We start from the raw sequence: 15,571 nt of genomic DNA on the forward strand, positions 1-15,571 counted from the left end.
TTACGGCATTATTTATTTCCTTTATCGTACAGCTCCTGCATCTTCGGCTGGATCTGGGCCGTAAAGTCTTTTGCCGACATCTCACCGTTCCATACTTTGCTCGCGTTCTGGTTGAACGTATCGATCCATTGCGTATCCTTCGAGAAAGCCACCACGTCCGGGCGTCCGTAATCTTGGATAATATCAAGGAATACTTGCCGTGTTTGCGGTCCTTTGTCCATTTCCTTAAATTCGCCTTCTGCCATGTCGATCAGGTTAGGAACCGCTTGGCCAAGCTGGTAGTTTTCGCGCTGCCCTTGCTCATCCAGGGACAGAAAGGCCGCCAAGTCGAACGCTTCCTGCGGGTGTTTGGATTTCGCCGAAACGGAAAATCCCATCGAGCCGAGCCAGGTCGCCGTTTGTCCCGTCTTCGGGCTTGCCGGCCACGCAGCAATGTCCCAATCGAAAGGCAGCTCCCAGAATGCAGGCTGATCCCATGGGCCCATCGCAAACATCGCCAGCTGGCCGTTAATAAAGCGGGTATATGCATTCATCGCTTGCTCGGCTTCCTGATTCGGACTGACCTTATGTTTCAGGTTCAGGTCAGCGACAAATTGCATCGCCTCATAGAATTCGGGCTCGTTTACCTTTACCGTGCCAGTGGCGTAGTCGATATATTCACCGCCGTTGCCCCATACTGCCGATTCCAAGCTGTAAGCGCCTACACCATATTGATCGGGCTTTCCGTCGCCGTTAGCATCGACCGTCAGCTTTTGGGCGGCTTCCAGCATGTCGTCCCAGGTCCATTCCCCTGCCGTTGCAGAAGGGTAAGGTACACCTGCTTCGTCAAACAAATCCTTGTTATAAACAAATGACCATGGTCCTACGTCCTTGGGCAGTCCGTACATGTCTCCGGCACCGACCTTGCTGCCGTCAAAGCGATAGCGGTCCATTGCCTGCTTCCATACGTTATCGGGATTAAACAATGAGGTCTGGTCCAGATAGGACTGAATGTTGAGGAGCGTTCCGGCTTCCGCGAAGCGGTAAAACTCGGGACCTCCAACGTAGAATACGTCCGGAACCTTGCCGGAGCTGATCAGCGTCGTCATCTTCTGTGAGTACTCACCTGGCGGCACCGAAGTGTATTTAACGGTAACGTGCGGGTACTTCTCCTCGAAGGAAGCGATCAGCTTTTCGAAAATCTTCTTTTCGTTCGGATTGCCGTGGCCCATAAACTCAATCGTTACAGGTTCTTTTGAGTCCTGCCCGGTGGAAGCTTCATTGCCTGATTTCGGAGTGTCCGGGTTGCTTGGAGTAGCTCCGTCCTTTGGTCCATTGCCGCCGCTGCAAGCGGTTAAGGCGAACATCAGCAGCAGCATGATCATGCCTGCGAATTTGCTCTTCGATTTCATGCGATTCCCCTCTTCTTTAAAAGATGTGGTGTAAGCGCTTTACGAAATCATGATAACTTATAATAATATAATTTTATATACTATATTTAATATAAAATAGGTGATCTCCTCTATTGTCGACCAGCCGCTTTACTCTTTTACCAGCATAACTGGCACCACGATTCTTCTCGCCTCAAAAGCTCCTTCGATCTGCTCGATTAGCAGCTCTACGGTCAACCGGCACATTTCCTCCTCGTTTTGGCGAATATACGGGACATTCGGCAGATCCGGCGGATCGAATGTGATCAGCTCCACTTCGTCCGGCACCTGTCTACCGGATGCAACTGCGGCTTTATAGACATTTCTGCACAGCTCCGTATTGGCCGTGATGATGCCGGTGATATGGGGACTGCCATCTAAAAACGCCCTGATATGTTCAATGGATTGACCTGATGCGATCTCTTCCAGCGGGAGGAGACACCATAAGCTTTTGTCGATCGAATATCCATGCTCCAGAAAAGCCTGCTCAAACCCTTGGGCCCTCTCGTCCGTCACCGTATTCGTAATTTCAGGAGAGATGAACGCGATAGACGAATGGCCTTTGTTAAGTAAATACTCCACGGCTTCCCTAGTGCCATTAACGTTATCCGAGCTTACACTGTATGTCTTGACCTCCTTCAAGAACCGGTCGATCAGAACGAAGGGGAAACGGTCCAGCGAGAGCCTCAGAATCGAATCGTTGTACGTCTCGTTTTCAACCGGAAAAATGATCATGCCGTCCACCCCCTGCTTCAGAAAGGACGAGATGACCTTGGACTCCTCAAGCTGGGATTCGCGTGTAATTCTCAGCATCACTTCATAACCTGCGGCAGAGGCGTACTTCTCGATGTTATCTAAAAAACGCTGGTCCACTTTCGTTTTCATCGTCGGCAGCACTAACCCGATACGCCCGCTCTTGCCCGGACCTGCTGTCCATTCTCCCAACTGATCAAGCGCCGTGGAGTTTTCCGGTCTGCTCATAACGAAGGTGCCCTTGCCTTGGATCCGGACAAGCAAGCCTTCCTCCATCAGTCCGACCAGCGCATTTTTGCTTGTAATTTGACTGACGCGGTAACGTTCGGATAATTCTCTCTCCGAAGGGACCCGGTCCCCTTCCCGCAGCTTGCCGATGGCGATCAGCCGCTTGATATCTTCCTGAATTTTTTTGTATAGCGGCAGAGATTTCAATGCCCATCACAACCTTTATGATTTAAATAGTATATTTAGTATATTATTATAATATAACTTGGTGTTTGTAAATGACTAAAAACATCTATAGAGAGGATTCCAAAGGAAACAGACTGCTCTTAATGGAGACTTTTCAGACGATATCAACAGCAGGAGCTTTGAGATGCAAAGTTTCTTATCAATTAAGCGGCTGACCCAAAAGGTCTTAGATCTTGCGGAAGGCCCCCTTCTTGGAATGGTTCTGAGCAAGGGTGAAATGTGGTGGCAAAGGCAAGCGCTGACACTTGTCCGGAATCGATTCGTCCTCACCGCTACGCCGTGCAGATTGCTTACTTTTAGACGCAAAGAAACCGTTCTTTGGTAAAATGGAGGTTCAACCCAAACCATTTACGAAAGGAACGGTTTCTTTTGTACATTCAATATGCCGTGGGGCAATTCTAAGATATCCCTCAACAATCTACTTTAAGGACGACCCCTTGATGGGTTATTTCATTGTATTCTTAGATCGAACTTCGTGAAGTCCGATTCATTCCGGCCAAATCCAATGGACCGGTACGACTTCACGCCTTGGCTCGTTCGTACCGGACAACTGTTCCGACAGCAAATCGACGGCACGCCGGCTTACTTCATCCAATTGCTGACGGACGAAAGGAATGCCTTCGATATCCGGATCGTCAAAAGCGGCTAGTTGCGGTTCGTTCCCTGCTCCCGTCCTCATTTCCCGAATGGCATAATGGGTATAGCGGGCCAATTCCGCGTTAACGGCAAAGACGGCCGTGATATCGCTCCGATCACGCAGAAAACGAACGACATCCCGTTGTCCGTGACCCTCTGCTATAGTTTCCAAATCCAGCATGCACCATAGTGTCTTGTCTATAGGCAAGCCCTGTTCCATAAAAGCGGCCTCGAAGCCTTTGGCTCTTTCGTCCGTAACCGAATTTGTAATTTCCGGTGACAGGAAGGCAATGCGCCTGTGTCCCACCGCAAGCAAACTGGATATAGCCTCGCGAACGCCTCCGTAATTGTCAGAGCTGACGCTGTACGCTTTGATCTCTTTCAAGAAACGGTCGACTAGCACCAATGGAACCCGATCGAGCGACAAGCGTAGAATTGCATTATTGTAGCTTTCCTGCTCGACCGGGAAAATGATAAACCCATCGACGCCTCGTTCTTGGAACTGCTTGATCGCTCGGTATTCTTCCTCTTGCGACTCGCGTGTAATGCGGATCAACAGGTCATACTCCCGCTCCGCACAATAACGTTCCAGACCATCCAGCAGCTGCTGGTCGATCTTGGTTTTCATCGTTGGCAAAATAATCGCGATCGTCTTTTTTGTGCCCGACTTAAGATGTAGCTCTTCCAGAATGACCTGTTCCCGAACGAAGGTGCCCTTTCCCCGATATCGCACTAACAAGCCTTCCTCTACCAAACCGTTGAGCGCGTTTTTGGTTGTAATCTGGCTCACACCGTACCGCTGGGCCAAGTCCTTCTCCGACGAGACCAAGTCGCCGGCCTGCAGCTCGCCGCTCTGAATGCGCTGGCGTATGTCGTTCTGAATACGTTTATATAACGGATGCTCCATGTCTGACCTCGCTTTTTACGTCAGTCCCACTGAAAAAATAATATATATTTAGTATATCTTAAATGATATTAATTGCGATACAATCCCTTTTAGAAAGCGCTTTCTAATTCGGGTTGGGAGGTTAATTGCATATGATTCGAAACAAAGGCTTCTGGAAGAAACCACTTGCTTTCGTCGTCATGCTTGCGCTTGCTTTAACGGCAATTCCATTGTCGCCGGTTCATGCCGCTTCATCAGGTATGGCGTGGGCTTCGCAGCAGATTGCCATTTATACGCCGCCATCGGGAGGCGTATGGTATCCTCGGCTGCTCAAGCTTACGCCGAGCGAGTGGCTCGTATCCTTCGATACCAACGCTGGCGGAGGCAACACGCGCATTGTCGTCTCCCGAACGCAAGACGGCGGCTATACATGGAGCGCTCCGATCACAGCTGTCTCAAGCAGCGACGGCAATGTGGGGAACGGTCAAATGTTAAGGCTGCCAAGCGGGGAAATTTGGTTAGCCTATCGGCAGGTCGTACAGAACGGCTCGACCTATGACATCCAGCTTAACGTCAAGCGGAGCGTCGACGGTGGTTACACCTGGAGCGATTTGCCTGGCGGATTGGTCGGGAGTTCAACCGCCTCCAGCTTTAAAGGTTTGTGGGAGCCGCATCTAGACATGATCAACGGCACAATCGCGGTGCTTTATGCGGACGACAGTCCGGCTGCGGTCGGAACGACCGGGCTGCAAAATTTGTATATGAAGACCTGGAACGGAAGCGGCTGGGGCAACCGCATCACGGTTAGCGACGGAGTGGCAGCCAGCTCCCGCGACGGTATGCCGGTCATCACGCGAATGAACGACGGGCGGTATATAACCGTATTCGAAGCCTCGGACGTTGCCGGCCACCCTTTTGTCATCAAGTATAAAATATCGCCGGACGGCTTTAATTGGTCGGTTCCCCGCCAAACGATGTACGTGCCCAGCGGCAATGGCAAAAAGGCGGGTGCTCCGTTCGTCGTGAAGCTTGACGACGGCCGTCTTATGGCCGCATTCCAGACCGATGAAAGCAGCGCCAACACGGGGGATCCTTACACCTCGATGTTTACGATGATCAGCTCCGATAACGGCGCGTCATGGCAGTACAAAACCAACGTTTTTCCGGTATCCGATACGAAATCCTCCAACTGGAATGCCCTGATGACCATTGATTCGACCCGTGTCGCAGCTGTCACCAGCGCAACTTATCCGGCAAACGGCATCTATCTGCGCTTCGGGCATGCCGTGACACCGCCGCAAACGAATGTCGTTAACAATCCCGGTTTTGAAACAGCCAATGTAGCGGGCTGGACGACGTACGGCGATGATTACCCGAAACGGATTCTTATTCATGGAGCTAATGACGGCGTTGGGCTTCCCGCTGCCGAAGGCTCTTACTTTGTCGGTCTCGCGGGCACAAGCGGACCTTCGACCGCGTATGTCGGACAGACGATTAGCGGTCTCGATAACGGCACGTATACGATGCGCGCCCGCATGCGCAGCAGCGGAGGCCAGAACAGCTGTGTCATGGAAGTGAAGGACTATGGAGGCAGCATGCTTCAAACCGGGTGTCCGGTGACAACAGCGTGGACGTCTGTCACGATATCCAATATTCAAGTGACGAGCGGCAAGGCGACGATCGGATTTTACGTATCCAATTCGTCCTCTTCCCAATGGGCGGATATCGATCAGGTCGAGTTCTTCCGGAACTAGTAGGAGTATAACCTCCGGCTAAACCAATCGTCTAAATGAGGCCTCTCCACTATAGGAGTAGGCTAATGATAGATTAACATTGTTAAAATTAATTTAATCTAGGGCCATCCATATGTCATCATTGATGCAGTGGGCGGCCCCCTTTCATTTTTTAGTCAGCAAAAAGAATGCTTCATGCCTTTGATTATCTTCATTGTATGAATGATCATCGTCCGGATCGGATAGAGCAGCAGTGTGCCGGAAGCGCTCCTAGTGCGCACCTGACCGCTGGCGCATCTGAAAGCAGAAAAAGGTTGGCTGGGCCGTCTTAAGTGTATGAGCTGGGCCGTGCCTGTTGCCCAGCTTTAGCCCGCAGCACTTCTGGTATCAACGATCTGTTTGTACAAGGGGAGAGAATAGAAGTATGGTATTCGATATAAGTGGGCGACACATTTGATTCTAATCTATTGTGAAATATTCACATGGTGATAGTTTCTAAATCATTGATAAAAGTTCTCTACCTTAACGCCTAGGCATTACAAAAGGCGCTGAATTAATCCCCCCTCCTAACGATACTTTATACGGTCGATGAAAGTTCCCGAAATCAAATGAATAATATCCGGCAGTTTAATATGTAATGGTCGTCACCTTGACCGATTCTCCTCATGAACTAAAAAGGACACCTGTTTAGGTGTCCCTCTGTTTATTTTGTCCAAGCGGGTCAGACCTGCTTATCTGCGGCGATCAATAAGAAAATGGGGCGTCTGAATGCATCATGCCATTCTGGATCCTGAAGCTGCTCGTGTTCTGGCTTAAGCTCAGACATTTCCCTAAACTGGAATCCTGCTTTCACTAACGCATTCATCTGTGTGGCTATATTCCGATGGTACTTGGTGACTTCATTGTCAAGAAATCTAGTTTGGCGTGCGCCTTCCTCATGATAGTGATCGAGAGGCCAAAATAACTTTTCCCCGTCCGGGCCATAATACCAATCTTGTTCGGGCACAGCAGTAAACACGGGGTGTTCAACTGAAAAGACAAACGAACCTCCAACCGTTAGACTCTGATATACCTTTTTACAGATATCCTCGAAATCACGAATGTAATGAAGTGCAAGCGAACTAATCACGACATCGAACTCGTTAGCAGGGTAGTCAAAATCCTCTATTGCGGCCTGCACATATTCTATATTCGTGTCATCGGTCATCAACCTTGCCCTCTCTAGCATGTTCTTTGAGATATCCACTCCGACCACAGAACGTGCATGCTGTTCTCTTACGTACCTGCAGTGCCACCCGAATCCGCAGCCGAGATCAAGCACCTTTTTGTCCCTAAGTTCCGGAAACATCGATCGAAAGGCACCCCATTCTCCTGCTCCCTCTAATCCTTTGATTGAACGGGGAAGTTGATTGTAATTCTCGAAAAATCCTAGATCATCATACTTGTTTTGCTTCACTACAATCACCCCTTAACGTTATTTTATAATTCCCCCCCATTATATTTGACCTGTTTTCATTCCTCAACGCCAGTCATGTTTCTGCTTTAATTGTGATCATGGATCAAGCACTGTAACCCAAAGCGTTTATTCTATGTGTTCTTCATCAAGACGCAAAGTGAACACAAGTGCCCACTCCGTTTTTCTCAACGATTCCGTTGAAAGATCCGCTGTATGTATTTTATTGGTACTTGTAGCATGCATCCCAAATACATGCACGGGCTGGTCTATCGTAAACGAACGTGGACGCGTATCCTGAATCAAACCGTGTGCTGTCAACTTTTTGTCCCAAGGAATAGTAATGGTAGAAAGACTTGATCCCGTGTGAGAAGTGGTGTTGACTTTAATCTTGCTGAACTCCTTTTGACCCTCTATGGATTCCGTGTCAACGGATATGATTAGTTCTACTTCGTTGCTGCCCTTTTGCTCATTCGAACTGTAAAACAAATCTCCGATCGACCCTGCCGAATCTACCTTCTGCCCGTTCTTCCAAATATCGATGTCCAAGCTGACGTTAGGTTTATTTCCCTCATACTTTAATTTAAATGCACCCGTCATCGGACCGAGGAATAGCTTAAACTTCGCTGCGTCCCCTTGGAACAAATCCACCGGTGTAAATTCGATCTTGGAAGATGTCGAATCGGTCTCAGGAGAGATCTGTTCCTTAGTTCCTGCAAAGCAACCCGTTAGAATCATGAAGGCGATTAATATACACGCTTTTAACCTCAATTTACTACCTCCATTAAAATAAGCTATCATGTTACTAAAGTTGAATATCACAGCCATCAAAAGGCAAGCCTCTTTCAATCAGCATAACAGCATGGTTGATTGCATTCTGTTGGTTCTCTGTAAGGCAGCTCTCATGCCCATTCCATTCACTAAGCCACCAGAAGAAAGAACAAATATTTCTATACTCCATAAACATGGGGATTGTTTGTTTCCAGTACTCGGTGAGATGGTGTTCCTTCTCGTAACCCATGAGGAATTCACGCAAGAACAGTTGGGCAAACCTGCTTTTTGTGACACGATCTTCTGCATGCACTCCCCACCAAACGGCATGAGTGGCCGCTATTGCAATGTCTAATGAAAACCAGCCATAGATACTATCATCAAAATCAAAAACCGTTATTTCACTGTTGTCGATAAAAAAATTATAAGGATGGAAGTCATGATGTATGAGTCCAAACGAATCGCAACACCTAGGCAGTGAATCAATCGTACTCTCCATAGAGATCAATTTTTCAAGAAGTACATTGAAACTGCCTTGCTGCAGATGAGGATTATTGATGCTTCTTCTGCTCCAGCTGTCTCTCTTCACAAGGATGTCTGATACTTCATATGATTTCGATAGCCTATGCATTCTTCCCATGGTTTCTCCCCAATTTCTGAATATCTTTGGGCCCCATAGCTGTTCATTGTTTTTATCAAAAAAGCGACCTGCAGCCTCATGAAAAGCAGTTGCTATATACCACTTATCTTCATCGCAGAATATGGCCGTTAACTCATTATTACATGTTTGAATCGGTAATGAAGCACGTACTCCGTTCTTCACCAAGTAATAAACCCAATCTACCTCCGCCCTTATCTTCGGTACATATTCGTGTGATTTCTGAGATAACCGCAAGATATAGGACTGATTGTCCTTCGTAAACCGATATACTTCATTGGTTGAGTTACTCAGGAAGACTAACGTTCCTACATGAAATTCGAAAGATTCTGCGGCTTTAAGCAATAGCTTCGAGCTTCCCATTCAGGATACCTCCATCTTTTTAAGAGTCCTATAGACCAATAATTATAAAAGCCGCTCAAGCGAGCGACTTTGTATTGATTACTGTAATCTCGATCACGATCATGTTTTCATTCGAAGAGTATTCGTTAAGAAGTTTGTGCGACTCCTGTTTTGGAATTATTAGCCAATCAATATGATACCACTCTTCTTATGATTTCGGAAGATAACCCTTCGCGAATGCACGTGAACAGCTGCATAAGTTCGTTTATTTTGGTGCATTGTAGTAATGCAGAGATTACAAAGGTCTTACTACAAAATGGAGGGATCGTTTTGGCGAAGAGTAAACAGCATCAAGAAGCGCATGGGATTGGACAAATAGAACAACAGCTGAATGATCAAATGGAGGCTGCCGAAGAACTTCAAGGACCATCGAAGCTGGATCGAGACATACAAAAAGCCTCTCACCGTCAGGCTGATCCATTGAAAGATCTTTCGAAATAAGGAGAACTGTCATGAACAAACAAAGAGCGATTGAAATTTCGGAATCGGCCATTATGAAAAATGTCACTTATCAGGATACCCCTATCTTTATCCAGCATGTCAATGAGGATGAAACCGCTCGGGTCTATCCGATCGGAAACTCGGAGCAGGAAATGACCGTCCCTTTATCCAGTCTCACCGAGCATCCATAAGATAGAAACACTCACCCAACCTTAAATAAAAAATCCCCATCCAATTTCGTTGGTGGGATTTTTTATTGTTAAAACGAAATATGATTCAAGTAGCACAAGCTATTCCTTTATTTCAACGATGCCGGTACCTTTACCCCGAGGAGTTTATCCTCCGCTTGGATGATGATCATACCGTTTGTCTTTAGCGTCGACTCGTGTAAATCTGCACCCGTCGTTACTCTAAAAACTGGCAACGTCGTCAACATATTGATGCCGAGTAATGTGCCGTTACGCTGCGCCCGATATAACCCTTTCCCATATACGTCAATCTGCGCAACAGGTGCATCGCCTCTCCAATCGATCTGTTCTCCATTCGCCAGCTTGATGCCTGCCAGTTCACGAGTCATTATGTCTTTGAAAATCAACCGTTCCTGAACCAGTCCGATCAACTCCCAGTCGCCCCCATAAGGGCGAGGAAAAGTTCGCAAAGGGACCTCACCTTTCTTATAGGTGTCAAAATTATATTCGGCCACCTTATTGCCCTGATCCATGTATAACTTCCCTTGGTTTATAAATAAGCCGCCTCCGCCGTACTCATATGGCGGCTCCCCCGACATTTTCCAGCTATAATCTCGGCTGCTCTTCTTTACGCCGGTCTTAAGGTTATACACATTTACGATCACTTTGCGGTCCGGCAGCGACTGATAATCAGTCAGCAATGGAGAATAATAGTCAACCGAATACACGAGACCGTTTTTAATTTGGAGCGCTTCTCCCTGACCAAAATGGTCCCATAACTTCTTGCCCGTCTTCTTGTCATAGGCAGTCAATTGAAGAGAAGTGAGCGCTCCTTGTATATAGAACGTCCGAAGGATTACTCCATCCGCCTCCTGAAGATAATCAGTGCCATGTCCTTCTCCTGACGGCTCGTTCGTTTTCCACCGTAACTTTCCTGTGGCTGCATCAAACGCGAAGGTACTGCTCCCTTTTATTGCATACAGCGTATCAACAGTTGGAACCAGCACTTCCGTACGAAGCCGAGTATCCATGTAGATGGATGTGTTCGACTGCCATTTCAATTTACCTGTCTTTGCGTTCAAAGCGTATGGCATCTGATCTCCCGATAGGCCATAAATAACGCCATTATGAAATACAACGTAAGGCTTTAGGTCCTTACCGTAACTCCATAACCGCTTGCCTGTACTCGCATCGATGGCAATCAGCTTTTTCCCGGTGAATGCGAACACCTTCCCATCTTCAGCAATCGCCTGGCGACCTAGATAATTCTCGTCGTCCATATCCAGATAGTTGTCCACCTTCACCGTCCAAGAAGGTTTTACTTCAGGAACTTCGAAGACTGAGGAAGGATACCAGTTGCGTACCGAAACATCGGCAGGTTCTGCATTCACTTGCGTAGGTGGTACTGCCAACACGCCATGGACTGTAAGTAAGCCTGCTGCAATACTTGCAATGATAAGCCGGCGTAATTGACCTTTGAGATGTTTAATCCATCGTTTCATTTCAATTCTAAGCATGAATAGCCCTCCCATTTGTTATGGCTTCTTGCTTCACGACAAATACAACGCTCAGAGAAGGCATAAAGTTCCAAGCGAACTATAAATAATCTTTAAGTTCCCTTAAGTAATTGCCTACATAAAAACTGTTTATCATCCCAAAACGGGAATCAACCCCAATTCGCATTGGAGAAGATTCCCGTTGATTAAAATTTATTATTTCAAATAGCTTTCAGCAATTTTCATCAAGGTTTCTTTGCTTACTTTATTCATGTCTCCATCTATACTATAGACGTATTTGACCTTTTTGTCCGGGCTCTCGTATACCCATTTCAGCTCGTGCCACTGCGAAGGACCAAATTCTGTATGCAGCATTTCTACACCCTTCACTTGAATCTTCTCCTGCTTAAATTCAACTTTCTCGTCAATATACGTTGTAGGGTCGCTCTTTCCAGTCAGATTAGTGATATTAACCCCGATTTTATCCTCTCCATTTTGATACGTAGCATTGAGAATGAAAAACTGATCTGTCATTTCAACCGGCATCATGGCATATCCCTGATTGGATTCTTCCGCCTGCTTTCTCAGCTTTTCTGCCATTTTCTTTTTTTCTTCCGAAGAAGGAGGATTCACTTCCTGAGCATTTTTAAACATTACGTGCGCCGTTTGGAATGTATAATTTCCATTGACTTTGTCTGCGATCTTAACGTATTTATCCGTAATCTTATCGCGCAATTGAGAAAGATCTTGGAACTTAGTTATCTGCGTTCCAAGAATTGTTTCATGATTCGGGTTATTGGCAACCAAATAGAACAGCCCAGCTTCCCCGTTCTTTAGCACCTTTTCCTTAAGTTCATAGTATGCCTCCCAACGCTCTATCTCTTCTTTCGATTCTGTTTTTCCGTAATCTTTCGTCGATTTAGTCTCATATACGACTTCGCCATCCTTATTCGTCAAAGAATGATATTGAACTGCCGCATAACCTGTGGAGGCCATTAACATCATTCCTACAAACGCAGTCAAAGCAACTTTATATTTCACAAAAAACCTCTCCTTTTCTTTTGGCTGAGCATATAGTGTATTCATTACTTTTCCTGTCAGGTCGACGTCGGGAATGCGCGGGTCATCAAACAGTTTTTTCAAATCCCGTTCCCTGTCCATATTCATACATTCCCACTCCCTTTACTTGAGCATAATACTTTCGAAATTTTGCAGATGTACGTTCGTATTTTTTACGAAGGCTTGCGCTGTTCTTGCCGAGAATCAAACTGATCTCCTGGTAGCTCTTATCCTCGACACAACGTAAGATTAACAAATTACGCTCTTCCGCCGATAATTTCGCCATGGCCTGATGTACGGATTCATCAAAATAGTTGGCTTCAATATGCATATCGACATCATTATTTTCTTTATCATCCTGGTAAAAGAAAGGTAAATATTTCACCAGTTTTCGCTTACGGATGATGTCAATACATTGATGATAGGCTATCTTGTATAACCATGCGCCAAAATCCATCTTATATTGAGTATATTTCCGCAAGCTGCGGAATGTTTTCAGAAATACTTCCTGTGCGTTATCTTCGGCCTCGGCATGATTACCCAGCATATGATAACAGTAGAGAAAAATCGGTTTTTGATAAACCTTCATGATTTTCTCGAATTGTTCTGTCTCCCCATCCAACACATCTGCAATGATCTGACTTATCTCCGCGTCATTCAAGCCCTCTCCCCCCCTTTCACTCTATACAACGAACAACTTGACCCATAATGTGACAGCACAATAAATCACTACAGTCTAAAACGAACTTCGCAAGTAGTTTGTTCAGGTGGATCGCCATGTTCTGCACAACTGCTGCATCAGAGCTGGTTCTCTGACAATCTGCAATACAGGGCCTAATTATGGTGGTTGCGCCATTTTGTATACTAAAAAAGCTTGGAATCCTTTTTCAGATCCCAAGCTATTATAAGGAATATTATCTTGTCTTACATGTTACCGCGTCGCTGATAGACTCGACTTATAAGCTCTTCGATGATTTCATCCGGTGACCGGTCAACCATCCAGGTTTGGCCATACATTTGCAAAATCTTAATGACTGGACAGTCTTCCCAAAATCCGATGAACTCTTCATTGAGGTAAATCTTCTCTACGACATGCTGATTCATCTCGTTCAGACACTCTTCCAATACGGATTTCGCAGTGGGGTCGTTGATCCAATCGCTAACCAAGCTGAATTTATGAAATGATACTTCTTCCTTGCCAAAATCACAATACAGTCGCTCCGTAATTCTGATATCACGAGAAGAGCTGCCAAGTGCAATTTGGAAATAACCACTCTCCGCTACCCAGCGGTTATATTTGGTGTTGTAATAAGCAAAGTCTCTCTCTTCAAGTTCAAAGACAATCTGCTGTTTCTCCCCAGGAGCCAACTCGATTTTAGAAAATGCCTTCAATTCTTTCTCAGGACGTGTCCATGTGCATTCTTCGTCGTGGACGTAAAGCTGAACGACCTCTTTCCCTGTTCGGTTTCCGATATTCTCCAGCCAGAAAGAGACTGTGATCCCTGTCTCCGTTTGAGCTACCTTCATATCCTTATAGGCAAATGAAGTGTAGGATAAGCCATGGCCAAATGGAAACTGTGGAGCGAGTTCCTTCCTATCGTAGTATCGATAGCCGACGAACAGCCCTTCACGATAATACAGCTTGCCGTTTTCACCACGGATCCTCATATGTGAAGGATTGTCAGAAAGTTTAACCGGAAACGTCTCGGACAGTTTACCGGATGGACTCACCTGTCCAAACAAAATTTCAGCAATTGCTTTACCCATGCCTTGTCCGGAAAGCCATGAGTGAATGACAGCGGGAACATGCTGAACCCATGGACGCATCGCCAAGGCTGAACCGCTGCTGGTCACCACAATACATTTAGGTTGTACGGCTGCAATCGCTTGAATGAGCAGGATCTGCTGTTCCGGCAAATCAATGCCCTTCAAATCACGCATCTCGGATTCGGCGTACTCAGGCTGGCCAACGAATATAACTGCCACATCCGATTTTGCCGCCAATGCGACACTTTCCTTGATCATCTCCACATGAATGGAGTCATCTTCAGGGTAGCCCTGAGCATAACTCATCTCAACGGAAGCTCCAGCCAACGCCTTCATTTCTTCAAATGGAATATCAACGCGCGTCGGCGTTACTTTTGCGCTGCCGGCTCCTTGAATTCTAGGTTTTTTGGCGAAACGGCCGATAACTGCAATGGAATGGGTTGACTCCGCATGGATCGGAAGAATGCCATTCTCATTCTTTAGGAGCACAATGCTTTCTGCTGCAGCTTTTCTCGCAAGATTGTGGTACTCCATATCAGATACCGGAGCCGATTCTTCAATACCAGTTACACGTTCTACGAGTTTTAGAATACGGGCAACGCTTTTGTCGAGCTGCTCTTCTGCAAGATTTCCGCTCTCCACGGCTTTGATAATCGCATTCGTGTTATAACCGGCTGGCCCCGGCATTTCGAGATCAAGTCCTGCTTTCAGCCCACGGATCCGATCATTCACAGCTGTCCAGTCTGAGATCACGACGCCCTCGTATCCCCATTCTTCTCTCAAGATATCATGTAATAAATGCTCGTTCTCACTAGTATACGAGCCATTAAGCAAATTATAGGAGCACATGACGGTCCAAGGATCCGATTTTTTAATAATTCGCTCAAAGGCGCTTAAATAAATTTCGCGCAGCGTCCGTTCGTCCACCTCTGAACTCGTCACCATTTTCTCGAATTCCTGATTGTTGCAAGCAAAGTGTTTAAGCGAAGCGCCAACTCCTTTGCTTTGGAGACCATTGATGAAAGCAGCGCCCAGTTCGCCTGTCAGACAGGGATCCTCGGAGTAATATTCGAAATTTCTTCCCCCAAGCGGAGTCCGCTTCATGTTGATTCCTGGGCCGAGCAGCAATTCGACTCCCATCTCTTTGGATTCATTACCAAGTGCCTCCCCAACTTCGTGCAGCAGTTCAGGATTCCACGAAGAACCGATAGCGGAGCCCGTAGGATAACAAGTTGCGGGAACATTCTCTGTCGTGATCCCCATTTCATCGTCACTGTTCGTTTTTCGAATCCCATTCGTTCCGTCATACATATGAACCGGCGGAATATCGAGTCTCTCGATCCCTTTGGTCATCCACATATTTAATCCTGCGCACAGGGATGCTTTTTCAGTAAGTGTCATTTCCTTTATCAATGCGTTAATAGATACTTTCATTTGTATCCACC

Annotated in this window: 13 protein-coding genes; 3 read left to right on the plus strand and 10 right to left on the minus strand. The window is 46.5% G+C overall.

The features are described 5' to 3' along the window. Window positions 1-8 precede the first annotated feature (8 nt). From MKY48_RS18730 to MKY48_RS18740, 3 genes are all read right to left on the minus strand, one after another. The gene (locus tag MKY48_RS18730; protein WP_339265384.1) at window positions 9-1,391 is read right to left on the minus strand and encodes a sugar ABC transporter substrate-binding protein; all 1,383 of its coding nucleotides are present in this window, start codon (window positions 1,389-1,391) and stop codon (window positions 9-11) included. Window positions 1,392-1,520: 129 nt separating this feature from the next. Further along, window positions 1,521-2,597: a GntR family transcriptional regulator gene (locus tag MKY48_RS18735; protein ID WP_339265386.1), complete on the minus strand. Its 1,077-nt coding sequence runs from the start codon at window positions 2,595-2,597 to the stop codon at window positions 1,521-1,523. Window positions 2,598-3,123: 526 nt separating this feature from the next. Then, entirely contained in the window at window positions 3,124-4,179 is a 1,056-nt protein-coding gene (locus MKY48_RS18740) for a substrate-binding domain-containing protein (protein ID WP_339265388.1), read from the minus strand. 131 nt (window positions 4,180-4,310) lie between these two features. Here MKY48_RS18740 and MKY48_RS18745 point away from each other — a divergent pair, with 131 nt between their 5' ends. After that, entirely contained in the window at window positions 4,311-5,912 is a 1,602-nt protein-coding gene (locus MKY48_RS18745) for a sialidase family protein (protein ID WP_339265390.1), read from the plus strand. A gap of 700 nt (window positions 5,913-6,612) precedes the next feature. Here MKY48_RS18745 and MKY48_RS18750 read toward each other — a convergent pair. The 3 genes from MKY48_RS18750 to MKY48_RS18760 form a co-directional block, all read right to left on the minus strand. Next, window positions 6,613-7,347, minus strand: a complete 735-nt coding sequence (locus tag MKY48_RS18750) for a class I SAM-dependent methyltransferase (RefSeq protein WP_339265392.1) — start codon at window positions 7,345-7,347, stop codon at window positions 6,613-6,615. 126 nt (window positions 7,348-7,473) lie between these two features. Then, on the minus strand, window positions 7,474-8,115 hold the full coding sequence (locus MKY48_RS18755) for a hypothetical protein (protein ID WP_339265393.1): 642 nt from the start codon (window positions 8,113-8,115) through the stop codon (window positions 7,474-7,476). Window positions 8,116-8,149: 34 nt separating this feature from the next. After that, the gene (locus MKY48_RS18760; protein WP_339265395.1) at window positions 8,150-9,136 is read right to left on the minus strand and encodes a phosphotransferase; all 987 of its coding nucleotides are present in this window, start codon (window positions 9,134-9,136) and stop codon (window positions 8,150-8,152) included. 309 nt (window positions 9,137-9,445) lie between these two features. Here MKY48_RS18760 and MKY48_RS18765 point away from each other — a divergent pair, with 309 nt between their 5' ends. After that, window positions 9,446-9,616: a hypothetical protein gene (locus MKY48_RS18765; RefSeq protein WP_339265396.1), complete on the plus strand. Its 171-nt coding sequence runs from the start codon at window positions 9,446-9,448 to the stop codon at window positions 9,614-9,616. 11 nt (window positions 9,617-9,627) lie between these two features. Beyond that, window positions 9,628-9,807, plus strand: coding sequence for an H-type small acid-soluble spore protein (locus tag MKY48_RS18770; protein ID WP_076321652.1), 180 nt, complete (start codon window positions 9,628-9,630; stop codon window positions 9,805-9,807). Window positions 9,808-9,914: 107 nt separating this feature from the next. On the opposite strand, the gene MKY48_RS18775 is transcribed toward MKY48_RS18770, so the two are convergent. The 4 genes from MKY48_RS18775 to MKY48_RS18790 all read right to left on the minus strand — a co-directional run bounded on the left by MKY48_RS18775 (window position 9,915) and on the right by MKY48_RS18790 (window position 15,560). Continuing rightward, on the minus strand, window positions 9,915-11,321 hold the full coding sequence (locus MKY48_RS18775) for a PQQ-binding-like beta-propeller repeat protein (protein WP_339265397.1): 1,407 nt from the start codon (window positions 11,319-11,321) through the stop codon (window positions 9,915-9,917). A 195-nt stretch (window positions 11,322-11,516) separates the two neighbouring features. Next, window positions 11,517-12,467, minus strand: coding sequence for a hypothetical protein (locus MKY48_RS18780; protein ID WP_339265399.1), 951 nt, complete (start codon window positions 12,465-12,467; stop codon window positions 11,517-11,519). Further along, window positions 12,427-12,948, minus strand: coding sequence for a sigma-70 family RNA polymerase sigma factor (locus MKY48_RS18785; protein WP_339290321.1), 522 nt, complete (start codon window positions 12,946-12,948; stop codon window positions 12,427-12,429). The genes MKY48_RS18780 and MKY48_RS18785 overlap by 41 nt, the downstream gene beginning before the upstream one ends. A gap of 335 nt (window positions 12,949-13,283) precedes the next feature. After that, on the minus strand, window positions 13,284-15,560 hold the full coding sequence (locus MKY48_RS18790; RefSeq protein ID WP_339265403.1) for a glycoside hydrolase family 3 C-terminal domain-containing protein: 2,277 nt from the start codon (window positions 15,558-15,560) through the stop codon (window positions 13,284-13,286). Window positions 15,561-15,571: the final 11 nt, after the last annotated feature.

This window comes from Paenibacillus sp. FSL W8-0187, from assembly GCF_037969755.1.
In the GTDB taxonomy this organism is placed as follows: domain Bacteria; phylum Bacillota; class Bacilli; order Paenibacillales; family Paenibacillaceae; genus Paenibacillus_AQ.

Coding starts and splice junctions, on each gene's coding strand:
- MKY48_RS18760 (WP_339265395.1), bottom strand. CDS start 9,136: ATGGGAAGCTCGAAGCTATTGCTTAAAGCCGCAGAATCTTTCGAATTT.
- MKY48_RS18745 (WP_339265390.1), top strand. CDS start 4,311: ATGATTCGAAACAAAGGCTTCTGGAAGAAACCACTTGCTTTCGTCGTC.
- MKY48_RS18730 (WP_339265384.1), bottom strand. CDS start 1,391: ATGAAATCGAAGAGCAAATTCGCAGGCATGATCATGCTGCTGCTGATG.
- MKY48_RS18785 (WP_339290321.1), bottom strand. CDS start 12,948: ATGAAGGTTTATCAAAAACCGATTTTTCTCTACTGTTATCATATGCTG.
- MKY48_RS18790 (WP_339265403.1), bottom strand. CDS start 15,560: ATGAAAGTATCTATTAACGCATTGATAAAGGAAATGACACTTACTGAA.
- MKY48_RS18780 (WP_339265399.1), bottom strand. CDS start 12,467: ATGAATATGGACAGGGAACGGGATTTGAAAAAACTGTTTGATGACCCG.
- MKY48_RS18775 (WP_339265397.1), bottom strand. CDS start 11,321: ATGCTTAGAATTGAAATGAAACGATGGATTAAACATCTCAAAGGTCAA.
- MKY48_RS18740 (WP_339265388.1), bottom strand. CDS start 4,179: ATGGAGCATCCGTTATATAAACGTATTCAGAACGACATACGCCAGCGC.
- MKY48_RS18770 (WP_076321652.1), top strand. CDS start 9,628: ATGAACAAACAAAGAGCGATTGAAATTTCGGAATCGGCCATTATGAAA.